This is a genomic window from Streptomyces sp. NPDC091387 (assembly GCF_044756945.1).
Lineage (GTDB): Bacteria > Actinomycetota > Actinomycetes > Streptomycetales > Streptomycetaceae > Streptomyces.
On the sequence record NZ_JBIVTZ010000011.1, the window covers coordinates 137,794 to 157,949 of the forward strand.

Genomic DNA, 20,156 nt, shown 5'->3' on the forward strand with positions numbered 1-20,156 from the left:
GCGCCCGGCCGCCAAAGCCCGGCCGTCACGTACGTGGCTTTCGCGCCCGCCACACCAGGAACAGTGCCGATGCCACCGCCGCCACGCGGATCACCACCGGCCACACGCCACTCAGCGCGTCGGCCATCCCGTGTTCGGGAATCGGTGTCCCCCACCGGCCGTCCATCCGGCCCCACAGCCAGACGAGGGCGCCCGCCGCGACCGTCCCGGGCAGCCCCATCGCCACCCATTTCGCCTCCGCGCGGGTCAGCTTGCGGGAGCTGTACGCGATGAGCCAGCCGCCCCCCAGGGCGAGCAGGGAGCCCATCACCGCACCGATCACCAGCAGAGCGGCGGCGAGCAGCAGCAGGGGGTGCGAGAAGCCGCGGGGCGCCGCGCCCTCGCCGTCCCGGGCGCGGCGCAGCCTGGGCCGCCACCGCCGGCGCGGAGCCGCCGTCTCCTCGTACTCCTCCTCCTCGCCGTCGCCGTCCTCCCACTCCTGCGCCGGCTCCTCGGACTCCTCGTCCTCCGCCGGCACCGGTGGGCGCAGCACCGCCGGGATCTCCACGCCGCCCCGGAACCCCGGCACCGCGGTTCCCTCGCCGAACTCGCCGAACGGGCCCGGCTCGACGCGCCACCAGTCCGTCTCGCTCCCGGACGGCCCGAGTTCGTCCGTGCCCGCCCGGTGCGGTGAGGACGGCGCCCCGGAAGGCTCCGCCGGCCACTCCGACGCGCCCTGGCCCGAACTGTCTTTCCGGCCGTCCCCGCGGGCTTCCCCGCGGCTGTCCTTACGGAGCTTCGCCCTGCGCGGCCGGGGGACCCCGGACGCCTTCGCGGGTCCCGGCTCTGGCTCCGGTGTCTGCGGCAGCGGCACCGATCCGTCGGCCGACGAGGCCGCCGCGGCGACCAGTTCGTCGGGGCTGCCGAGCTTCCCGATGATGCGGCGCACCGCCGCAGGCGTGTCCGCGGCCTGTTTCACGCGCTGCCGGTCGATCTCGCCCCGCAGCGCCGACACCAGCCTCATCCGGGTGCCCGAGGACAGCTGTTGCTGCTGTGCCATGTCCCCGACCCGGCTCAGGTAGTCGTAGACCAGCTGATCGCTCTCGATCCCCACGCGATGGTTCCCCTCTACCGCCCTGCACCGACGGTAGCGCCCTCGGGCCCGTCCGGAGCGACTACCGTGGGACGGATGGGGATGACCACACCACCGCGGACGCTGGCCGAGGCTCTGCGCGCCCGGGACGACGAGTCGTTGGCCGGGCTGCTGCGCGCCCGGCCCGACCTTCTCAACCCCGTGCCCAACGACATCACTCAGCTCGCGACGCGGGCCGGCACCCGTGCCTCCGTCGTCCGCGCGCTGGAACACCTCGACCGGTTCGCCCTGCAGACCGCCGAAGCACTCGCGGTCGCGCCCGATCCCGCCCCGTACGACACGCTGCTCGCCCTGCTCACCGGTGACGGCCGGGACGACGGCGAGCATCACGGTGACGCGGGCGCCGCCATCACCGACGCACTGCCCGGGGCCCTCACCACCCTGCGCGAACAGGCCCTCGTCTGGGGTGAGGACGAGCGGCTGCACCTGGTGCGGACCGCCCGCGAACTCCTCGCGCCTTCGCCGCAGCACCCCTCCCCCACCGGCCTCGGCCCGACCGTCGCGGAGGCCACCGCCGGCATGTCGCCCGGCCGGCTCCAGGAGATCCTCACCGCGGCCGGGCTGCCCGCCACCTACGACCCGGTCTCCGCGGTGACCGCGCTCGCCGGGCTCTTCACCGACCGGGCCCGGATGGGCGAACTCCTCGACACCGCGCCCGTGGAGGCGCTGTCGGTGCTGGACCGGCTGGTCTGGGGCCCGCCGTACGGCGAGGTCACCCCGAATCCCACCCCGCCCGTGAAGTGGCTGCGCGACCGCGGGCTGCTGCTGCCCGTGTCGACCCGCACCGTCGTGCTGCCGCGCGAGGCCGCGCTGCACCTGCGGGCCGGACGCGCCCACCGGGTGCCGGAGCCGCGGCCGCCCGCCGTGACCGCGGCCGCGGAACGCGATCCACAGGCTGTGGACAGCGCGGCGGCCGGCCAGGCGTTCCTGTCGGTGTCCACCGTCGAGGAGCTCCTGAAGAGCTGGAACGGCGGCGGCCCCGCCATACTGCGGGCCGGCGGCCTCAGCGTCCGCGAGCTGAAGAAGACCGCGTCGGTCCTCGACGTGTCGGAGCCCGTCGCCGCGTTCTGGATCGAACTCGCCCACGCGGCCGGGCTGCTGGCCTCCGACGGCGAGGCCGACGAGCGGTACGCCCCGACCCCCGCGTACGACGACTGGACCGAACTCCCCGCGGAGGACCGCTGGGTGCGCCTCGCCGCCGCCTGGCTCGCCGCCACCCGCACCCCGGGGCTGGTGGGCGGCCAGGACGCCAAGGGCCGCGCCCTGTCCACCCTCGGCCCCGACCTGGACCGCTCCGCCGCCCCCGAGGTCCGCCACCGCGTGCTGGACCTGCTCGCCGCGCTGCCCCCGGGCACCGCCCCGGACCCGGAGACCCTGCTCGCCCGGCTCCGCTGGGAGCGGCCGCTGCGCGGCGCCTCCGCGTCCGCCGGGGACACCACCGACCTGCGGTCCCGGATCGCCCTGTGGACGCTGAACGAGTCCGAGCTCCTCGGCATCACCGGCCGCGGCGCCCTCGCCTCGCAGTCCCGCGCCCTGCTGACCACCGGTCCCGCCGAGGCCGCGGCCCGGCTCGCCCCGCTCATCCCGGAGCCGCTCGACCACGTCCTGCTCCAGGCCGACCTGACCGCCGTCGCACCGGGCCCGCTGGAACGCCCGCTCGCGGACATGCTCGCCGCGGTCGCGGACATCGAGTCGAAGGGCGGCGCGACGGTCTACCGGTTCACCCCCGGGTCCGTACGGCGGGCCCTGGACGCCGGGCAGTCCGCCGCCGACCTGCACGCCTTCCTCGCCGCGCACAGCCGTACGCCGGTGCCGCAGCCGCTGAGCTACCTCATCGACGACGTCGCCCGCCGCCACGGCCACCTGCGGATCGGCGCCGCGTCCGCGTACGTGCGCTGCGACGACGAGGCCGTCCTCAACGAGATCCTCGCCGACAAACGCTCGGCGACCCTGCGGCTGCGCCGGCTCGCCCCCACGGCCCTGGCCGCCCAGATCGACCCGGCGTCCCTGCTCGACGGCCTGCGCGAGATGGGCTACGCGCCCGCCGCGGAGTCCGCCGACGGCGACGTCCTGATCACCCGCGCGGGCGCCCGCCGCACTCCGCCCCGCTCGGCCCCCGTCCCCGTCCCGGAGGGCCCGCCGCTCCCCGACCCCACCCTGCTGGGCGCGGCGGTCCGGGCGATCCGGGCCGGTGACACGGCCGCCACGGTCGTCCACAAGGACAGCGGCCCCTCTGCGCCCGGCGACGCCCTGCCCCGTACGACCTCGGCCGAGACCCTGGTCACCGTCCAGGCCGCGGCGATGACGGGCTCCGCGATCTGGATCGGCTACGTGAACGCGGAGGGCGCCGCCAGCCAGCGCGTGATCGCCCCGGTCCGCGTCGAGGGCGGCTACGTCACGGCGTACGACCACACGGCCGACGAGGTCCGCACGTACCCGCTGCACCGCATCACGGGGGTGGCGGAACTGGCGGACGAGGGTCCCTGACGGTCCCCGTGGCGGGGGTTTTTGTCCTCAATCGCCGGACGGGCTTGGGTTGTGCGGGTGCCCCCGCGGGGGTGCGCCTGGCGTGCGGGTGGGGGTCCGGTGCCCCTCCGGGGCGTCTCCTCGGACGACGAACTTTCGGCGGGTACGCGAACGAGCCCGGGTATCTGTTCGTCGTCCTGCGGGGACTCCCCTGCACGGCCCCGAACCCGGCCGTCCCACGTCTGCGACAGTCGCAAAACCGGCGTCCAGGCGCGCACGATGCAGGGGTGGGGACGTGCAGGGGAGTCCCCGCAGGAAATGGCGTACGACCCGGGTACCCCGCGTACCCGGGTGAACACGCCATTTCCGAGGAGACGCCCCGGAGGGGCACCACCCCCCACCCACCGCGCAGAGCGCCCCGCGGGGCACCCGCACCCAAGCCCGTCCGGCGATTGAGGACGGAACCCCGCACCCAGGCGGAGCACCCGCACCACCGCATCCCGCGACCGCGTACGGCACACTGGACGTTTGGCCGGTACACGGCCACCCCGCAGTAGAAAGGGCCGAAGCGCGTGACCGGACCCCTCATCGTTCAGAGCGACAAGACACTGCTCCTGGAAGTCGATCACGAGCAGGCCGACGCCTGCCGCCGTGTGATCGCGCCCTTCGCGGAACTGGAGCGCGCGCCCGAGCACATCCACACCTACCGCCTGACCCCGCTCGGGCTGTGGAACGCGCGGGCCGCGGGACACGACGCCGAGCAGGTCGTCGACGCGCTCGTGAAGTACTCGCGCTACCCCGTACCGCACGCGCTGCTGGTCGACATCGCCGAGACGATGGGCCGGTACGGCCGCCTCACGCTGTCCAAGCACCCGGTCCACGGACTGGTGCTGACCTCCACCGACCGTCCCGTGCTGGAGGAGATCCTCCGGTCGAAGAAGGTCCAGCCGCTGGTCGGCGCCAGGATCGACCCCGACACGGTGGCCGTGCACCCCTCCGAGCGCGGGCAGGTCAAGCAGACGCTGCTGAAGCTGGGCTGGCCCGCGGAGGACCTCGCCGGTTACGTGGACGGCGAGGCGCACCCGATCGAGCTGGACGAGAGCGGCTGGGCGCTGCGGCCCTACCAGCAGCAGGCCGTCGAGGGGTTCTGGCACGGCGGCTCGGGAGTCGTCGTGCTGCCCTGCGGCGCGGGCAAGACGCTGGTCGGCGCCGGGGCCATGGCGCAGGCCAAGGCGACCACGCTGATCCTGGTCACCAACACCGTCTCCGCCCGGCAGTGGAAGCACGAGCTGGTGAAGCGGACGTCGCTGACCGAGGAGGAGATCGGCGAGTACAGCGGTACCCGCAAGGAGATCCGGCCGGTCACCATCGCCACGTACCAGGTGCTCACGACCCGCCGGAAGGGCGTCTACGCGCACCTGGAGCTGTTCGACTCCCGCGACTGGGGTCTGGTGATCTACGACGAGGTGCATCTGCTGCCCGCGCCGGTCTTCAAGTTCACCGCCGATCTCCAGGCGCGGCGCCGGCTGGGGCTCACGGCCACGCTGGTCAGGGAGGACGGGCGCGAGTCGGACGTCTTCTCGCTGATCGGTCCCAAGCGGTTCGACGCCCCGTGGAAGGAGATCGAGGCGCAGGGTTACATCGCGCCCGCCGACTGCGTCGAGGTACGGGTCAACCTGACGGACAGCGAGCGGCTCGCGTACGCGACCGCGGAGGCCGAGGAGAAGTACCGGTACTGCGCCACGACCGCGACCAAGCGGAAGGTCACCGAGGCGCTGGTGCGCAAGCACAAGGGCGAGCAGACCCTGGTCATCGGGCAGTACATCGACCAGCTCGACGAGCTGGGTGAGCATCTGAACGCCCCGGTGATCAAGGGCGAGACGAGCAACGCCCAGCGGGAGAAGCTCTTCGAGGCCTTCCGCCAGGGCGAGCTGAGCGTTCTGGTCGTGTCGAAGGTGGCGAACTTCTCCATCGACCTGCCGGAGGCCACCGTCGCGATCCAGGTGTCCGGCACGTTCGGTTCGCGCCAGGAGGAGGCCCAGCGGCTGGGCCGGGTGCTGCGCCCGAAGGCGGACGGGCACGAGGCGCGGTTCTACTCGGTGGTCGCCCGCGACACGATCGACCAGGACTTCGCGGCCCACCGCCAGCGGTTCCTGGCCGAGCAGGGGTACGCGTACCGGATCGTGGACGCCGACGAGCTGCTGACGGAGAACTGACCGTCCGGGGCGGGGGTGCGCCGGGCTCAGTGCGTGCGGCGGACGCCCGCCTCCTCCGCGTACTCGCCGAGGACGACGACGCCGAACGCGGTCCGTACGAAGATTCCGGCGGCGCGCAGGACGTCGGCGGCGCGGTGACTGCAGGGGTGACCGGTGGCCGCGGTCGCGCCGTGCGCGGGGCCGGTCTTTCGCGGGTTCAGGGTGACGGTGCTCATGTATTCCATGGTGCTCCGCCCGGCCGGTAACCGCGTCGCCCCGCAGGGGGAAGGCGACGGCGCCGCGCCTACCCCTGTGGTCTCATGCCGTCCCCTACGGGGTGGACCCCGCGGTCGTCCTCCGGTATTCGTTCGCGCCCGTTCCGGCCCGTCGATACAATCGCCGGTCTGCCCGCCTCCCGCACCGTGGTACCGGCAGCCCGGAAGGGCTCGCGCCGGCAGCCGGGGGAGCGCCGCCGACCGGACGGAAACCGGCCGACAGCCGTACGCACGCCCTCGTGCGTACCAGTGATCGATCCCCGAGCGGACCGCATCGCCCCCGGTCACCGGCCGGGGACGGGGTGCGGTCCGCCGTCCTGCGTTGAATGCCGGAGGCAACACCGTGCCCGCGCACGAACACGAAAGCGACACCACCACCGACCCCCTCGCTCATGAGCGCGCCCATCTCGCCGCCTCGCGCGCCGCGCTGCGCGCCATGCGTGAGGACGCCCAGGCCCTGAACATCCGCGATGTCACGGCGAACTGGGTGAACGCCGCAGTGCTGCAGGCCCAGATCACCGACCGCATCAAGTCGCTCGCCGACCTCTCCCACACCCCGCTCTTCTTCGGACGGCTGGACTACCTCCACGTGGTCGGCGCGGAGAAGGCCGAGGGCGCGGAGGGCGAGCAGTTCTACATCGGGCGCCGCCACGTCCACGACGCCGACGGCGACCCGATGGTGATCGACTGGCGGGCGCCGGTCTCCCAGCCGTTCTACCGGGCGTCCCGCAACGACCCGCTCGACGTCGGCCAGCGGCGCCGCTTCGGCTACACCGGCGGCGAGCTGACCGCGTACGAGGACGAGCACCTCACCGACCCGACCGAGACCGCACAGACCAGCAAGCTGCTCCAGGCGGAGATCGAGCGGCCGCGTGTCGGCCCGATGCGCGACATCGTCGCGACGATCCAGCCGGAGCAGGACGAGATCGTCCGCAGCGAGCTGGGCGGCTCGGTCTGTGTGCAGGGAGGTCCCGGTACCGGGAAGACCGCGGTCGGCCTGCACCGGGTCGCGTATCTGCTGTACGCGCACCGGGACCGGCTGGCGCGCACCGGGACGCTGGTCATCGGGCCGAACCGGTCCTTCCTGCACTACATCGAGCAGGTGCTGCCGGCCCTCGGCGAGCTGGAGGTGAAGCAGGCGACCGTCGACGACCTGGTGACGGCGCACGTCGAGGTCCGGGGCACGGACGAGGCGCGGGCCGCCGTCGTGAAGGGCGACGCCCGGATGGCGGAGGTGCTGCGGCGGGCGATCCGTTCGCACGTGAAGCCGCCGACGGAGCCGGTGATGGTGGTGCGCGGTTCCCGGCGCTGGCGGGTGCCCGCGTACGAGATCGAGGAGATGGTCGACGAGCTGCTGGCCCGCGACATGCGGTACGGGGCGGCGCACGAGGCCCTTCCGCAGCGCATCGCCCATGCCGTGCTCGTACGGATGGAGGAGGCGGGCGAGGCGCCGGACGACCGGGTGCAGAACGCGGTGGCGCGCAATCCCGCGGTGAAGGCGGCGGTGAAGGCGGTCTGGCCCGCGGTCGAGCCGTCGAAGCTGGTGCTGCGGCTGCTGTCCGACCCGGAGTTCCTGGCCGCCCAGGCGGACGGGCTGCTGACCGAGGACGAGCAGAAGACGATCCTGTGGACCAAGCCGGCCCGCAGCGTGAAGTCCGCGAAGTGGTCGGCGGCGGACGCGGTACTGATCGACGAGGCGAACGACCTGGTGGCGCGCACGCACTCGCTGGGCCATGTCGTGATCGACGAGGCGCAGGACCTCTCCCCCATGCAGTACCGGGCGGTGGGCCGGCGCTGCTCGACCGGTTCGGCCACGGTCCTCGGCGATCTGGCGCAGGGCACGACGCCGTGGTCGACGCAGAGCTGGGCCCAGGCGCTGCACCACCTGGGCAAGTCGGACGCGGTGGTGGAGGAGCTGACGGCGGGCTTCCGCGTGCCGCGCGAGGTGATCGCGTACGCGTCCCGGCTGCTGCCGGTGATCTCACCGGGCCTGGCGGCGGTCGAGTCGGTGCGGGAGTCGCCCGGCTCGCTGTCGGTACGGGAGGTGGCGGACGTGACCGCGCTGGACGCGGCGGTGGTCGCGGCCTGCGAGGAGTCGCTGAAGCAGGAGGGTTCGACCGGCCTGATCGCCGCCGACGCCCGCGTCCCGGCGCTGGCGGCCGCTCTGACGGCGGCGGGCCACGCCTATCTGTCGCCCGGCATGGAGACGACCGCCGAGTCCCGGCTGACCCTGGTCCCGGCGTCCCTGGCGAAGGGCCTTGAGTACGACTACGTGGTGCTGGACGAACCGGCGGCGGTGGTCGACGGCGAACCCGACGAACGAACGGGCCTGCGCCGCCTGTACGTGGCCCTGACCCGTGCGGTCTCCGGCCTGATCGTGGTCCACGCGGCGCCGCTCCCGGCGGAGTTGGGCTGAGGGAGGGATACGGTGTGCGGGGGCGTCCGGCCCCCGCACACCTTCCCGGTCAGCCCGCTTCGCAAGCCCTCCCGTTCAGCTTGACCGTGCCCGGGTCGGCGGCCAGCCCCACGACACTGCTGTTGAACCCGAAGTCGACCGAGGCCCCCGGTGCGAGCGTGCGGTTCCAGGACAGCGGTGCGGCGGTCACCGTGCGTCCGTACTGGGCGAGTTCGGCGCTCCAGGTGTGGCCGAGCTTCTGATCACCGGGGAGCAGCCAGGTCAGGGACCAGGGAGTGACCGCCTTCGTGCCGGTGTTCTTCACCGTCACCGTGGTGGTCGAGCCGGTGTTCCAGGGGTGCGAGGAGTACGTGACGCGGCAGGAGCGGGCCGGGCCGGCGCCGTCCCCGGCGTCGTCCAGGTAGGAGGCGACGAAGGCCAGCGGCGCGTTCCAGTTGATGGCGACCTCGTTGGTGGAGTACGAGCCGTTGGAGTCGAGGTAGCACATCGCGGCCGCGCAGCCCTTGAGCTTGGTCGCGGCCTCCGGGTCGCCCGAGGTGGCGGCGGTGAGGTTGGGCCCGCCCGCGAGGGAGCCGGGGGGCGGGTGCGGCAGGGCGGGGTCGCTCTGGTGGGCCCAGACCCGGTGGTGCTGGTTCTCGGAGTCGCGAGAGCCGTAGCCGGTGACGTAGGACTGGTTGAGCGGGTTGCGCCCGAACAGGTAGTCGGCGCCGCGCAGTACGGCGTCACGGTACTCGGAGTCGCCGGTCAGGTCGGCGGCGGTGGCCAGCACGATCATGTTGTTGAGCACCTGGCTGTTGGAGCCCCAGGCGTAGTTCTGGCCGGCCGGGGCGTACGGCACGCCGTAGAGCTGGTCCTCGGTCTGCCGCGCGTAGTGGCCCGCGGCCGTGGTCACCACGGAGCGGACCTGGGTGAGCTGCGCGGAGGTGAGGTCGTTGGGCACGGTGGCCAGGGTCAGGACGCCGAGCCCGGCAGTCTCGCCCCACCACATGCCGCCGTCGGCGGGGAAGACCGCGTCGGTGTCGCCGTGCAGCGGGGACGCCAGCAGGGCCTGCCGGTAGGCCTCGTCGCCGGTGGTGGTGAACAGTTCGGCCGCGGCCCAGTAGAACTCGTCGGTGACGTCGCCGTCCTCGTATGTCCCGCCGCCGACGCCGTCGGCCGGGTCCGCGAGCACGTCCGGGTGGGCCTTCGCCGCGGTCCACGCCGTCGTCGCGGCGGTACGGCACCGGGCGGCGAATGCCGCGTCGTACGGGGCGAACAGCCGGGCGCACTGGGCGGCCGCAGCCGCCAGGTTGAGGGTGGCCGCGGTGGTCGGCGGGTGCAGTTCGCGCTGCTGGGGGTCGAGGTGGGGCATCATCGGCAGCCCGGTCCACTGGGCGTCGTGCACCTTGTGGTGGACCATGCCGGCCAGCGGGTTACCGGCCGGGACCTGCATGCGCATCATGAAGTCGAGTTCCCAGCGCGCCTCGTCGAGGATGTCCGGGACGGCGTTGCCGTGCTCGGGCACGCGCAGCGCCCCGTCGCCGAGTTCGGCGGACTCCGCCCCGTCGGCCGTCAGGGTCCGCTCATAGGTGTCCATCAGCTCGGCCACCGCGATGCCGCCGTTGACGACGTACTTGCCCTGGTCGCCGGCGTCGTACCAGCCGCCGCGCACATCGAGCCGGTAGTCGCAGACGCCCGGCCGGCACGGCACGTCCGTGTCGCCCTTGTTGGGCGCGACGCCGAGGTGTCCGGCGGGGCGCGCGTACTGCTCACCGACCAGGTCCGCGTCGATCGCGATGCCGCTGCGGTTCTGGTAGAAGTACTCCAGCGAGTCGCCGCGCAGGCTGTCGTACAGGTCGGCGCGGATCGAGAAGGGCTCGCTGACCTGCCCGTCCGCCTCGATCGTGTAGCCGTTGCCGGTGGCGGTGGCATCGCTGAAGTCGAAGGTGTGGACGTGTTGCCGCGAGGTCGGGTCCTCGCCGCCCGGCACGGTGGTCCCGGTCGCGGCGGTGGTTCCGTCGGCCGCCTTGAGGGTCCACGGCAGCGGGGTCGTCGCGTCGGTGACCAGGGTGCCGTTCTTGGGCCCCCGCGGGAGGTAGCCGACCTGGTTGACGCGGACGCGCGAGCCGGTGTCGGGCACGTACACGGGTGGCTCGGCCCCTCCCCGCAGGGACACGTCGTCGAGGCAGAAGGTGGCCGCGTCGTCGTTGCCACCGATCTGGAAGGCGACCTGTGCGTCGTCGCGGTCCGCGGCGGCGGTGAAGACGTGAGTGACCGGGGTGGCTTCCGCGCTGATCGTGTCGGTGGCGGAGAGATCGGTGGTGTACGGCTCGGTGGCCTGCTGCACGTTGGTGTGGATGGACAGCGGGACGGTGGAGGTGGCCGTGTAGGTGAGGGTGTACGTCTCCCCCGCGACGAGCGGGATGTCGTTCTGGCCGACGATCACGTCCCAGGGGTTGGCGGTCCCCGCGGGTGCCTGGGCGCAGAGCCTGCCCTCGGTGACGGCGGCGGCGGCGTTGGCCGTCCACCACCAGGGGGCGGTCCCGGCGGCGAAGTCGCCGTTGGTGATCTGCTCGGGAGCGGGGTCCGGGTCGTCCGCGGCGGCCGCGCCGGGCGCGCCGAGGGCGCTGCCCATCAGCGTGGCGACGGCCAGTATCCCGAGCACACGGCTCCGGCGCCGGGCGCGGGCGGCGGGGGGCGGGGGCGATGAGGCGTTCACCGGAAACCTTTCGGTTGGGGGTGGGGCGGTGGCGGTCCGTCGGGCGGTGAGAAGGGACGGGAACGGGACACAAACAGAGTGGGAGCGCTCCCATTCGCGTCGCGCCATTGTGGAGCCGAAGGCGGCTACTACGCCAGGGGCATGACAAGACCGGCCGCGAGACGTTGCCCCGAGGACTGCCCGCGAGTGCTGACGGGTGCCGGGGCGGGGGACCGGGCCGGGACGCCGCGCGAGGATGCCGGGCACCCACCCCCGGGCCCCGCACCGGCCCCGGGGAGCCCGCGCCCCGGCGGCTCCGCCGCCCTACGCGTCCAGCACCGCCCGCCACTCCCGTACCGCCGCCGCGTCCACCGGGCCCGCCCAGCCGCCCGGCCGCGCCGCCCCGCCGATGTGGACGGCGTCGATCCCCGCGTCGAGCAGTTCCGGCAGGTGGTCGAGCCGCAGCCCGCCACCGACCAGGATCCGCGGCTCGTACCCCGGCTCCCCCTTGCGCGCCGCCTCGACCAGCAGTGTCGGGATGCCGTCGTCCACCCCGGCGGCCGATCCCGCGGTGAGATACGTGTCCAGGCCCGGCAGGTCCGCGAGGGCCTTGCGCAGCGCGTCCCGGTCACAGGCGCGGTCGATCGCGCGGTGGAACGTCCAGTGGCAGCCGTCCAGCTCGGCGATGATCCGCTCGACCGCGACGAGATCCGGGTGGCCCTCCGCGTCCAGGAAGCCGAACACGAATTCGTCCGCGCCCTCCGCCCGCAGCTCGCGCGCCTTGCGTACGAGTACATCGATGTCACCGGCCGCGAAACCGTCCGCCACCCTGAGCATCACCCGCAGGGGGATGTCCACCGCGGCACGGATCGCCGCGAAGGTCGCACAGGACGGGGTGAGACCGTCCGCCGCCATGTCGGTGACCAGCTCAAGCCGGTCCGCACCACCCGCCTGGGCAGCGACCGCGTCCTCCGCGTCGAGAGCGATCACCTCCAGGACTGCACGGTTGCTCATGGGAACCCAATCCTCCAGGAAGCAGCTATAGGTCTAGTCCAATGGCCAGCCTACGGGCCGGACGGTTGAGGGCGCAGCCTCACCGCGCACGTGAAGATACGCGAGGTCAGACGCGTGCCAGGCAACCGGACGCCCGGAATCCGCGCGTCCACCATGGGCCGCCCTTGCGGATTCATAGGGGTAGGGGGTATACCTGAATCAGAACTACATACCCCCTAGGGGTATCAATCCACTACCGAGGAGGCCACGTGTCCGCGCAGACCACAGCCACCACCGGCACCACTGACACCGGTGCCGCAGAGGTCGAGCTCGCCATCGGCGGCATGACCTGCGCCTCGTGCGCGGCCCGTATCGAGAAGAAGCTCAACCGGATGGACGGGGTCGAGGCCACCGTCAACTACGCCACCGAGAAGGCCCGCGTCAGCTACCGGGGCGAGGACATCTCCGTACAGGACCTGATCGCCACCGTCGAGAAGACCGGGTACAGCGCGCACGAGCCCGCTCCCCGTGTCCGTACCGCCGACGCGCCCGCCGACGAGGCGGAGGCGGAGACGGACGAGCTCCGCCCGCTGCGGCAGCGGCTGATCACCGCGGTCCTGCTCGCGGTGCCGGTGATCGCGATGGCGATGATCCCGGCGCTCCAGTTCGACAACTGGCAGTGGCTCTCGCTGACCCTCGCGGCGCCCGTCGTCACGTATGCCGCCTGGCCCTTCCACCGCGCCGCGTGGACCAATGCCCGGCACGGCGCGGCCACCATGGACACGCTGATCTCGGTCGGCACCTCGGCCGCGTTCCTGTGGTCGGTGTGGGCGCTCTTCTTCGGCACCGCCGGGATGACCGGCATGACACACCCCTTCGAGCTGACCATCGGCCGCAGCGACGGCGCGGGGAACATCTACCTCGAAGCCGCCGCCGGAGTCACCGCTTTCATCCTGGCCGGGCGCTACTTCGAGGCCCGCTCCAAGCGGAAGGCGGGCGCGGCGCTGAAGGCCCTGCTCGAACTGGGCGCGAAGGAGGTCACCGTCCTGCGTGACGGCCGCGAGGTGACCGTGGACACGGCGGACCTCCAGGTCGGGGACCGCTTCCTGGTCCGGCCCGGCGAGAAGATCGCCACCGACGGCACCGTCGTCGAGGGGAACTCTGCGGTGGACGCGTCCATGCTCACCGGTGAGTCCGTCCCGGTCGAGGTCGGCGTCGGCGACCCGGTGACCGGTGCCACGCTCAACGCGGGCGGCCGGCTCGTCGTCGAGGCGACCCGGATCGGTGCCGACACCCAGCTGGCCCGGATGGCCAAGCTGGTCGAGGACGCGCAGAACGGCAAGGCGGCGGCCCAGCGCCTCGCCGACCGGATCTCGGCGGTGTTCGTCCCCGTCGTGATCGCGCTCGCGCTCGGCACGCTCGGCTTCTGGCTCGGCAACGGGTCGGGGCTGACGGCCGCGTTCACCGCCGCCGTCGCCGTGCTGATCATCGCCTGCCCCTGCGCCCTCGGCCTCGCCACGCCCACCGCCCTCATGGTCGGCACCGGACGCGGCGCCCAGCTCGGCATCCTGATCAAGGGCCCCGAAGTCCTGGAGACCACCCGCCGCGTCGACACCATCGTGCTGGACAAGACCGGCACCGTCACCACCGGCAAGATGACCCTCCAGGCCGTCCACACCGCCCCCGGCACCACGGAAACCGACGTCCTGCGCCTCGCCGGCGCCCTGGAACACGCCTCCGAACACCCCATCGCCCAGGCCGTCGCCACCGGAGCCGCCGAACGCACCACCGGCCCCCTGCCCACCCCCGAGGACTTCGCCAACGTCCCCGGACTCGGCGTCCAGGGCATCGTCGAAGGACACGCCGTCCTCGTCGGCCGCGAGAAGCTCCTCGCCGAGTGGGAAATCCACCTCCCCGCCGAACTCGCCCGCCACAAGGCCGAAGCGGAGGCAGCGGGCCGCACAGCCATCACCGTCGCCTGGGACGGCGAAGCACGCGCCGTCCTCGAAGTCGCCGACGCCGTCAAGGACACCAGCGCCGAAGCGATCAAGAAGCTCCGCGCACTCGGCCTCACCCCCATCCTGCTCACCGGCGACAACCGCGCCGTGGCGGAGTCGGTCGCGGCCGAGGTCGGCATCGAGCAGGTGTACGCGGAGGTGATGCCGGAGGACAAGGTGGACGTCGTCAAGCGCCTCCAGGCGGAGGGCCGTTCGGTCGCGATGGTCGGTGACGGGGTCAACGACGCGGCCGCCCTCGCCCAGGCCGATCTGGGCCTCGCGATGGGCACCGGCACGGACGCGGCGATCGAGGCGGGAGACCTGACCCTGGTCCGGGGGGACCTGCGGGCCGCCGCCGACGCGATCCGGCTGTCGCGGAAGACCCTCGGCACCATCCGGACGAACCTGTTCTGGGCCTTCGCCTACAACGTGGCGGCGCTGCCGCTGGCCGCGATGGGTCTGCTGAACCCGATGATCGCGGGTGCGGCGATGGCGTTCTCCTCGGTCTTCGTGGTCGGCAACTCGCTGCGGCTGCGGGGGTTCCGCGCCGGGGTGTGACCGACCGCGCGTCCCCGCCCGCGGGCGGCCGGGCTCAGCTCCCTCCGGGGAGCCGGGCCTCCGGCCGCCCGCGGGCGTGTCCCGTGCCCCGGGCGGACGCGCCGGGCCAGGTGAACCCGGCCTCGATCGCGCTCAGCGTGTCCTCGTCGAGCCAATGCCGCGGCTCCCGGTACGCGGTGGCGGCGGGAGACCGCTCAACCGCCGGCCGGATCGCCTCGGCTCACCCGCCGGTGAGCACGAACCGCACCGTCGTCCCCGGCGTGACCCGCGCCGCCGCCGCCAGCGCCGGTTCCGGGACGACGCCCACCACCGGGTAGCCGCCCGTCGTCGGATGGTCGTTCAGGAACACCACCGGGCGGCCGCCCGGCGGGACCTGGATCGCGCCCAGCACCATCCCCTCGCTGGGCAGTTCGCCCTGCCGGGCGCGGACGAGCGCGGGGCCCTCGGTGCGCAGGCCGATGCGGTTGCTCTGCGGCGAGACGCGGTACGCGGCCGTGGTGAGCGTGCGCAGGGCGGCGGACGTGAACCAGGTGTGGCGGGGGCCGAACACGACCGGGAGCACCAGTTCCGCGGGCACCCCCGGCCACGGCACCGCCGCGGCCGGCGGGGCACCGGCCTGCGGGGGCGGCCCCAGTGGCAGGACGTCGCCGTCGCTCAGGGGCGGCGGGCCCAGCCCGGAGAGCAGGTCGGCGGACCGGCTGCCGAGCACCGGCTCCGGTTCCAGGCCGCCCGCGAACGCCAGGTAACCGCGCAGCCCGTACGCCGCCGGACCGGCGTCCAGCACCGCGCCCGCCGGTACGTGCACCGCGGCGCCCCACGCCACCGGCCGCCCGTCCACCGTCACCCGGCAGGGCGCACCGCCGACGACCACCCGCACCGCACGGCTCGGACGGACCGCGCAGCCGGTGGCGGTCGTCTCCAGCAGCGCGGCGCCGACGGGGTTGCCGGCCAGCCGGTTGGCGAGCCGGGCGGACGGTGCGTCCAGGGCTCCCGCCCGGCCCACCCCCAGGTGCGCGTGGCCGAAGCGCCCCTCGTCCTGCACGGTGGTCAGGGCCCCGGCGCGAACGACCTCGATCATGGCGCTCACGCCCCTGCCCCCGTGCCCGGCTCTCTGCCCGACCCCGCGTCCGCGTTCGCCTCGACGAAGCGGACGCGGGCGCCGGGCGTCAGCAGTGCGGGTGGTTCGCGGTCCGGGTTCCACAGGGCGGCCGGGTCCGGTGTCCGGCCGATCAGCTGCCAGCCGCCGGGGGACGGGCGCGGGTACACCCCGGTGTAGGGGCCCGCCAAGGCCACCGCGCCGGCCGGGACCCGGGTCCGCGGAGTCGCCCGGCGCGGCAGGTGGAGGTGGTCGGGCAGGCCCGTCAGATAGCCGAAGCCCGGGGCGAACCCGCAGAAGGCGACCCGGAATTCGGTCCCGGAGTGGAGGGCGGCGACCTCGGCGGCGGCGACGCCCCACGCCTCGGCGACATCGGCCAGGTCCGGGCCGTCGTAGACGACCGGGATCTCCACCGGTTTCCCCGTGGCACGTCGCAGCGGCGGTACCCGCCAGGACGCCAGCTCACGGGCGAGCCCGGCCGTGTCCCGCGTGATGCCGTCGAGCAGGACCGTCCGCGCACCGGGCACGACCTCGCGCACGCCGGGCAGTTCACCGGCCGCGCGGCGCCGCAGTACCTCCGCGTGGAAGGCCTCCGTCTGCTCGCCGGAGCCCAGCTCGACCAGCAGCGCGTCCGCCCCCGCGGTCAGCACGACCGGCGCCGGACCGCGGTTCTCCCCGTCCGCCGGTGGCGTACTCACGTGAACGCCCGCACCACGACGCCCGATTCCTCCAGCGCCGCCCGCACCCGCCGGGCGATGGCCGCCGCTCCCGGGGTGTCGCCGTGGACGCACAGGGACCGTGCCGCGACCGCGATCCGTCCGCCGTCGGCCGCGATCACGCTCCGGTCCACCGCGAGCCCGACGCTGCGGCGCACGACCTCGTCCGCGTCGTGCACGACCGCGTCCGGCTCGGTGCGCGGCACGAGCGTGCCCCGCGGGGTGTACGCGCGGTCGGCGAAGGCCTCCTCGACCGCGGGCAGCCCCGCCTCCGCGGCCCGTACGAGCAGCCGGGAGCCGGGCAGTCCGAGGACGGCCGGGTTCCCGCCCGCCAGCCGGACGCCCTCGATCACCGCGGCCGCCTGTTCGTCGTCGTGGACCGCGCGGTTGTAGAGGGCGCCATGCGGTTTGACGTACGAGACGGTGGTGCCGGCCGCCTCGGCGAACACCCGCAACGCACCGATCTGGTACGCCACTTCGGCGGTCAGCTCATCGGCCGGCACGTCCATGGAGCGACGCCCGAAGCCCGCGAGGTCGCGGTAGGAGACCTGCGCGCCGATCCGCACACCGCGGGCGGCCGCGGTGTCGCAGACCCGCCGCATCACCGAGGGGTCCCCCGCGTGGAAGCCGCACGCCACGTTGGCGCTGGTCACGCACGCGAGGAGAGCCTCGTCGTCGGTGAGCGACCAGCGCCCGAACCCCTCGCCGAGATCCGCGTTGAGGTCCATGGAAGCGGCCGCGGCCGGCTCGTCCCCCCGGTCCGCCGGATTCATCAGATTCGTCACGAAGCGCACGTTAGCGCCTCCGCCCGCTCAGGACGCGTGCTCAGAATACGAACAGCTCGCTCTCCTTCACGCCCTCCAGCTCGTACCGCGTCCCGACCAGCGGCCGGTCCGCGTACAGCCGGATCAGCGTGGCCCCGTTCCCCCAGTAGCGTCCGGGGGCCCGGCCCTCGTGCGCGGTCCCGATGGTCAGTTCCTCGCCGGTGTCCTCCAGCCGCGCGACCAGCAGCGGCGTCTCGCGGCCCCGGGCGAAGGGGGCCAGGAGCCGGAGCGCGTGCGCCAGGCCCGGTCCCTGGTACGCCCCTTCGAGCCCCCATGCCTCGCGCACGTCCCCCGCGTGGATCCACTCCCCCAGCGCCACGCCGTCCAGCACCCCGCCCGCCTTCGCGATGGCGGCACCGGCCTCGGCCATCCCCCGCTCCAGTTCGTCCACCACCTGCGCGTCCGTCCAGTCGGCGCGCTCGGCGATGTCGCGGTCGTTGCACTCGGGGCTGAACACATCCGGCCCGAACCGGCTCTCCACCACCCGGTTCAGCACGGAACCGCAGTGCGCCAGGACATGCCTCACCGTCCAGCCGGGGCACGCGGTGCGCAGGCCGAAATCGCTTACGGCGGCGGCCCGCAGCAGCGGGAGGAGGTCGTCTCGCTCGGTGCGCAGGAGGAGACCGGGCAGTTCGGGATCGCGTTCGTCAGCCATGCCCCAAGCCAACCATCCCGCTCCCCGGCGGACTTGGGATTTGGGCGAACGCGCGAACGATAACCCGGTGCGGGGGCGGCGGCCGGAGGCGCGGGGGAGGTCGTAACCTCGGGGGCATGGACGACGACACCGCCCGGCCGCACCGCCAGGACACCGACGACACGCTCCGCGGCCGGTGGCGCGACTGCCTGGTCGCGGCCCGGCGCGGCGCGGACGGTCCGGACCCGCTGCCGTACGCCGACAACCTCCTGGCGCGCTGGGCCGAACCTCAGCGCAAGTACCACACCACCGCTCACCTGGCGGCGGTCCTGGACCGGGTGGACACGCTGGCCGGCCATGCCGCGGACGCGGACGCCGTACGGCTCGCCGCCTGGTTCCACGACGCGGTCTACCGCCCCGACCGGTCCGAGAACGAGGAGCGCAGCGCCGTCCTCGCCGAGCGCGCGCTGCCCGAGGCCGGGGTGCCCGCCCGGACCACCGCCGAGGTGGCCCGGCTGGTCCGGCTCACGGTCACGCACGACCCGGCCGCCGGCGACGGCAACGGCGAGGTGCTGTGCGACGCGGACCTGGCGATCCTGGCGTCGCCGCCGAAGGAGTACGCGCAGTACGCGGCCCAGGTCCGCGAGGAGTACGGCTTCGTCCCCGACGAGGCGTTCCGGGAGGGCCGGGCGGCCGTGCTGCGGCAGCTTCTGGAGCTGCCGCGGCTGTTCCGTACGCCGCACGGGGTGGCCGAGTGGGAGCCGAGGGCCCGGCACAACCTGCTGACGGAGCTGGAGCTGCTCGCACGCTGAGCCGACGGGCCACGCCCGGCCTTCTCCATCCCGGTCCGGGCAGCCGCGCGGCGCGGGAATGTAACAGGCAATCGTGCTGTTGGCACCTGTCATGCCCGACTCTGCCGCTCGCCGCTCGCGTATGCCCCTGGCGGTATACATTCTCGGCCTCTCCGTCTTCGCCCTCGGCACCAGCGAGTTCATGCTCTCCGGACTGCTGCCCCCCATAGCCGACGACATGAACGTGTCGATACCGCGCGCCGGACTCCTCATATCCGCCTTCGCGATCGGCATGGTGGTGGGCGCCCCGCTGCTCGCCGTCGCGACGCTCCGGCTGCCGCGCCGCACCACGCTCATCGCGCTGATCTCGGTCTTCGGCCTCGGCCAGGTCGCGGGCGCGCTCGCTCCGTCGTACGAGATCCTCTTCGCCTCCCGGGTGATCAGCGCCTTCGCGTGCGCCGGGTTCTGGGCCGTGGGTTCCGCCGTCGCCATCGCGATGGTCCGGGTGGACCAGCGGGCCCGCGCCATGGCCGTGATGATCGGCGGGCTGTCCATCGCCAACGTGCTGGGGGTGCCGCTGGGCGCCTTCCTCGGGGAGAACCTCGGCTGGCGGTCGGCGTTCTGGGCGGTCGGCGTGGCCTCCGCGATCGCCCTCGTCGGGGTGGCGACGCTGATCCCCCGTATCCCCGTCCCGGACGAGAAGCCGCAGCTGAAGCGGGAGATGGGCATCTACCGCGACCGGCAGGTGTGGCTGTCCATCGCGATCACCGCGCTCGCGGCCGGTGGTGTGTTCTGCGCGTTCAGCTATCTCGCGCCGGTGCTGACGGACGTCGCCGGGCTGGACTCCGGCTGGGTACCGGCCGTGCTCGCGCTGTTCGGGGCCGGTGCGCTGATCGGCACGACGATCGGCGGCCGGGTCGCGGACGCGCACCTCTTCGGGGTGCTGCTGAGCGGGATCATGGCGTCCACGGTCTTCCTGGCCGCGCTGGCGCTGTTCGCCTCCAACCAGGTCGCCGTGATCGTGCTCTCGTTCCTGCTGGGCCTGTCGGCGTTCTACACGGCCCCGGCGCTGAACGCCCGGATGTTCAACGTCGCGGGCGCCGCCCCCACCCTGGCCGGTGCGACGACCACCGCCGCGTTCAACAGCGGCAACACCGGTGGCCCCTGGCTGGGCGGCACGGTGATCGACGCGGACTTCGGGTACGCGGCGACCGCGTGGGCGGGAGCGGCGATGACCGTACTGGCGCTGGTGGCGGTGGTGTTCTCGTTGCGGCTCCAGCGCAGCCGCAACGCGTCCTCCCTGCTGGTGGCGGGCGCGCCGGCCGCCAGGACGGCGCCGGAGGGTGCGGCGCTGGAGTCCGCGCCCTCGACGACCGCCTGAGCGCG

The 20,156-nt window shown here is 73.7% G+C and carries 14 protein-coding genes; 6 read left to right on the forward strand and 8 right to left on the reverse strand.

The genetic code is table 11. The features are described 5' to 3' along the window. Positions 1 to 25: 25 nt before the first annotated feature. A complete protein-coding gene (locus ACIQM0_RS23450; protein ID WP_401289749.1) occupies positions 26 to 1,093 on the reverse strand; it encodes a hypothetical protein in 1,068 nt (355 codons plus the stop codon). Between the two features lie 75 nt (positions 1,094 to 1,168). On the opposite strand from ACIQM0_RS23450, the gene ACIQM0_RS23455 reads away from it, so the two are divergent. Together ACIQM0_RS23455 and ACIQM0_RS23460 are read left to right on the forward strand one after the other, a co-directional pair. Further along, positions 1,169 to 3,619: a helicase-associated domain-containing protein gene (locus ACIQM0_RS23455; RefSeq protein WP_401289752.1), complete on the forward strand. Its 2,451-nt coding sequence runs from the start codon at positions 1,169 to 1,171 to the stop codon at positions 3,617 to 3,619. 551 nt (positions 3,620 to 4,170) lie between these two features. Further along, positions 4,171 to 5,814, forward strand: a complete 1,644-nt coding sequence (locus ACIQM0_RS23460; RefSeq protein WP_401289754.1) for a DNA repair helicase XPB — start codon at positions 4,171 to 4,173, stop codon at positions 5,812 to 5,814. A gap of 26 nt (positions 5,815 to 5,840) precedes the next feature. Here ACIQM0_RS23460 and ACIQM0_RS23465 read toward each other — a convergent pair whose 3' ends face one another. After that, positions 5,841 to 6,029: a hypothetical protein gene (locus tag ACIQM0_RS23465; protein WP_401289757.1), complete on the reverse strand. Its 189-nt coding sequence runs from the start codon at positions 6,027 to 6,029 to the stop codon at positions 5,841 to 5,843. A 382-nt stretch (positions 6,030 to 6,411) separates the two neighbouring features. On the opposite strand from ACIQM0_RS23465, the gene ACIQM0_RS23470 reads away from it, so the two are divergent. Then, positions 6,412 to 8,484, forward strand: coding sequence for a HelD family protein (locus ACIQM0_RS23470; protein ID WP_401289759.1), 2,073 nt, complete (start codon positions 6,412 to 6,414; stop codon positions 8,482 to 8,484). 49 nt (positions 8,485 to 8,533) lie between these two features. Here ACIQM0_RS23470 and ACIQM0_RS23475 read toward each other — a convergent pair whose 3' ends face one another. Both ACIQM0_RS23475 and ACIQM0_RS23480 read right to left on the reverse strand, forming a co-directional pair. After that, positions 8,534 to 11,182, reverse strand: coding sequence for a glycoside hydrolase family 9 protein (locus ACIQM0_RS23475; protein ID WP_401289762.1), 2,649 nt, complete (start codon positions 11,180 to 11,182; stop codon positions 8,534 to 8,536). Between the two features lie 303 nt (positions 11,183 to 11,485). Further along, positions 11,486 to 12,175, reverse strand: coding sequence for a copper homeostasis protein CutC (locus tag ACIQM0_RS23480; RefSeq protein ID WP_401289765.1), 690 nt, complete (start codon positions 12,173 to 12,175; stop codon positions 11,486 to 11,488). Between the two features lie 248 nt (positions 12,176 to 12,423). On the opposite strand from ACIQM0_RS23480, the gene ACIQM0_RS23485 reads away from it, so the two are divergent. Further along, complete coding sequence (locus ACIQM0_RS23485) at positions 12,424 to 14,709, forward strand: heavy metal translocating P-type ATPase (RefSeq protein WP_401289768.1); 2,286 nt, start codon at positions 12,424 to 12,426, stop codon at positions 14,707 to 14,709. 220 nt (positions 14,710 to 14,929) lie between these two features. On the opposite strand, the gene ACIQM0_RS23490 is transcribed toward ACIQM0_RS23485, so the two are convergent. The 4 genes from ACIQM0_RS23490 to ACIQM0_RS23505 form a co-directional block, all read right to left on the reverse strand. Beyond that, complete coding sequence (locus ACIQM0_RS23490; protein WP_401289771.1) at positions 14,930 to 15,787, reverse strand: biotin-dependent carboxyltransferase family protein; 858 nt, start codon at positions 15,785 to 15,787, stop codon at positions 14,930 to 14,932. A 5-nt stretch (positions 15,788 to 15,792) separates the two neighbouring features. Then, positions 15,793 to 16,503, reverse strand: coding sequence for a 5-oxoprolinase subunit PxpB (gene pxpB / locus ACIQM0_RS23495; RefSeq protein ID WP_401289773.1), 711 nt, complete (start codon positions 16,501 to 16,503; stop codon positions 15,793 to 15,795). After that, positions 16,500 to 17,249 (reverse strand): LamB/YcsF family protein, encoded by a 750-nt coding sequence (locus ACIQM0_RS23500; RefSeq protein ID WP_401290208.1) that lies wholly within the window; start codon positions 17,247 to 17,249, stop codon positions 16,500 to 16,502. The genes pxpB and ACIQM0_RS23500 overlap by 4 nt, the downstream gene beginning before the upstream one ends. Before the next feature lie 97 nt (positions 17,250 to 17,346). After that, the gene (locus ACIQM0_RS23505) at positions 17,347 to 18,000 is read right to left on the reverse strand and encodes a maleylpyruvate isomerase family mycothiol-dependent enzyme (protein WP_401289775.1); all 654 of its coding nucleotides are present in this window, start codon (positions 17,998 to 18,000) and stop codon (positions 17,347 to 17,349) included. Between the two features lie 116 nt (positions 18,001 to 18,116). Between ACIQM0_RS23505 and ACIQM0_RS23510 the strand changes: the two genes are divergently transcribed. Together ACIQM0_RS23510 and ACIQM0_RS23515 are read left to right on the forward strand one after the other, a co-directional pair. Further along, positions 18,117 to 18,791 carry a hypothetical protein gene (locus ACIQM0_RS23510; protein WP_401289778.1) on the forward strand — a complete coding sequence of 225 codons (675 nt, stop codon included), beginning with the start codon at positions 18,117 to 18,119 and terminating at the stop codon, positions 18,789 to 18,791. A gap of 121 nt (positions 18,792 to 18,912) precedes the next feature. Further along, positions 18,913 to 20,151, forward strand: a complete 1,239-nt coding sequence (locus ACIQM0_RS23515) for a Cmx/CmrA family chloramphenicol efflux MFS transporter (RefSeq protein ID WP_401289780.1) — start codon at positions 18,913 to 18,915, stop codon at positions 20,149 to 20,151. Positions 20,152 to 20,156 lie beyond the last annotated feature (5 nt).

Bases quoted from the DNA above. Each gene is read 5' to 3' on its own strand.
- ACIQM0_RS23480 (WP_401289765.1), bottom strand. From the start codon at position 12,175: ATGAGCAACCGTGCAGTCCTGGAGGTGATCGCTCTCGACGCGGAGGAC.
- ACIQM0_RS23515 (WP_401289780.1), top strand. From the start codon at position 18,913: ATGCCCCTGGCGGTATACATTCTCGGCCTCTCCGTCTTCGCCCTCGGC.
- ACIQM0_RS23510 (WP_401289778.1), top strand. From the start codon at position 18,117: ATGGACGACGACACCGCCCGGCCGCACCGCCAGGACACCGACGACACG.
- ACIQM0_RS23505 (WP_401289775.1), bottom strand. From the start codon at position 18,000: ATGGCTGACGAACGCGATCCCGAACTGCCCGGTCTCCTCCTGCGCACC.
- ACIQM0_RS23465 (WP_401289757.1), bottom strand. From the start codon at position 6,029: ATGAGCACCGTCACCCTGAACCCGCGAAAGACCGGCCCCGCGCACGGC.
- ACIQM0_RS23500 (WP_401290208.1), bottom strand. From the start codon at position 17,249: ATGGACCTCAACGCGGATCTCGGCGAGGGGTTCGGGCGCTGGTCGCTC.
- ACIQM0_RS23455 (WP_401289752.1), top strand. From the start codon at position 1,169: ATGGGGATGACCACACCACCGCGGACGCTGGCCGAGGCTCTGCGCGCC.
- ACIQM0_RS23490 (WP_401289771.1), bottom strand. From the start codon at position 15,787: ATGATCGAGGTCGTTCGCGCCGGGGCCCTGACCACCGTGCAGGACGAG.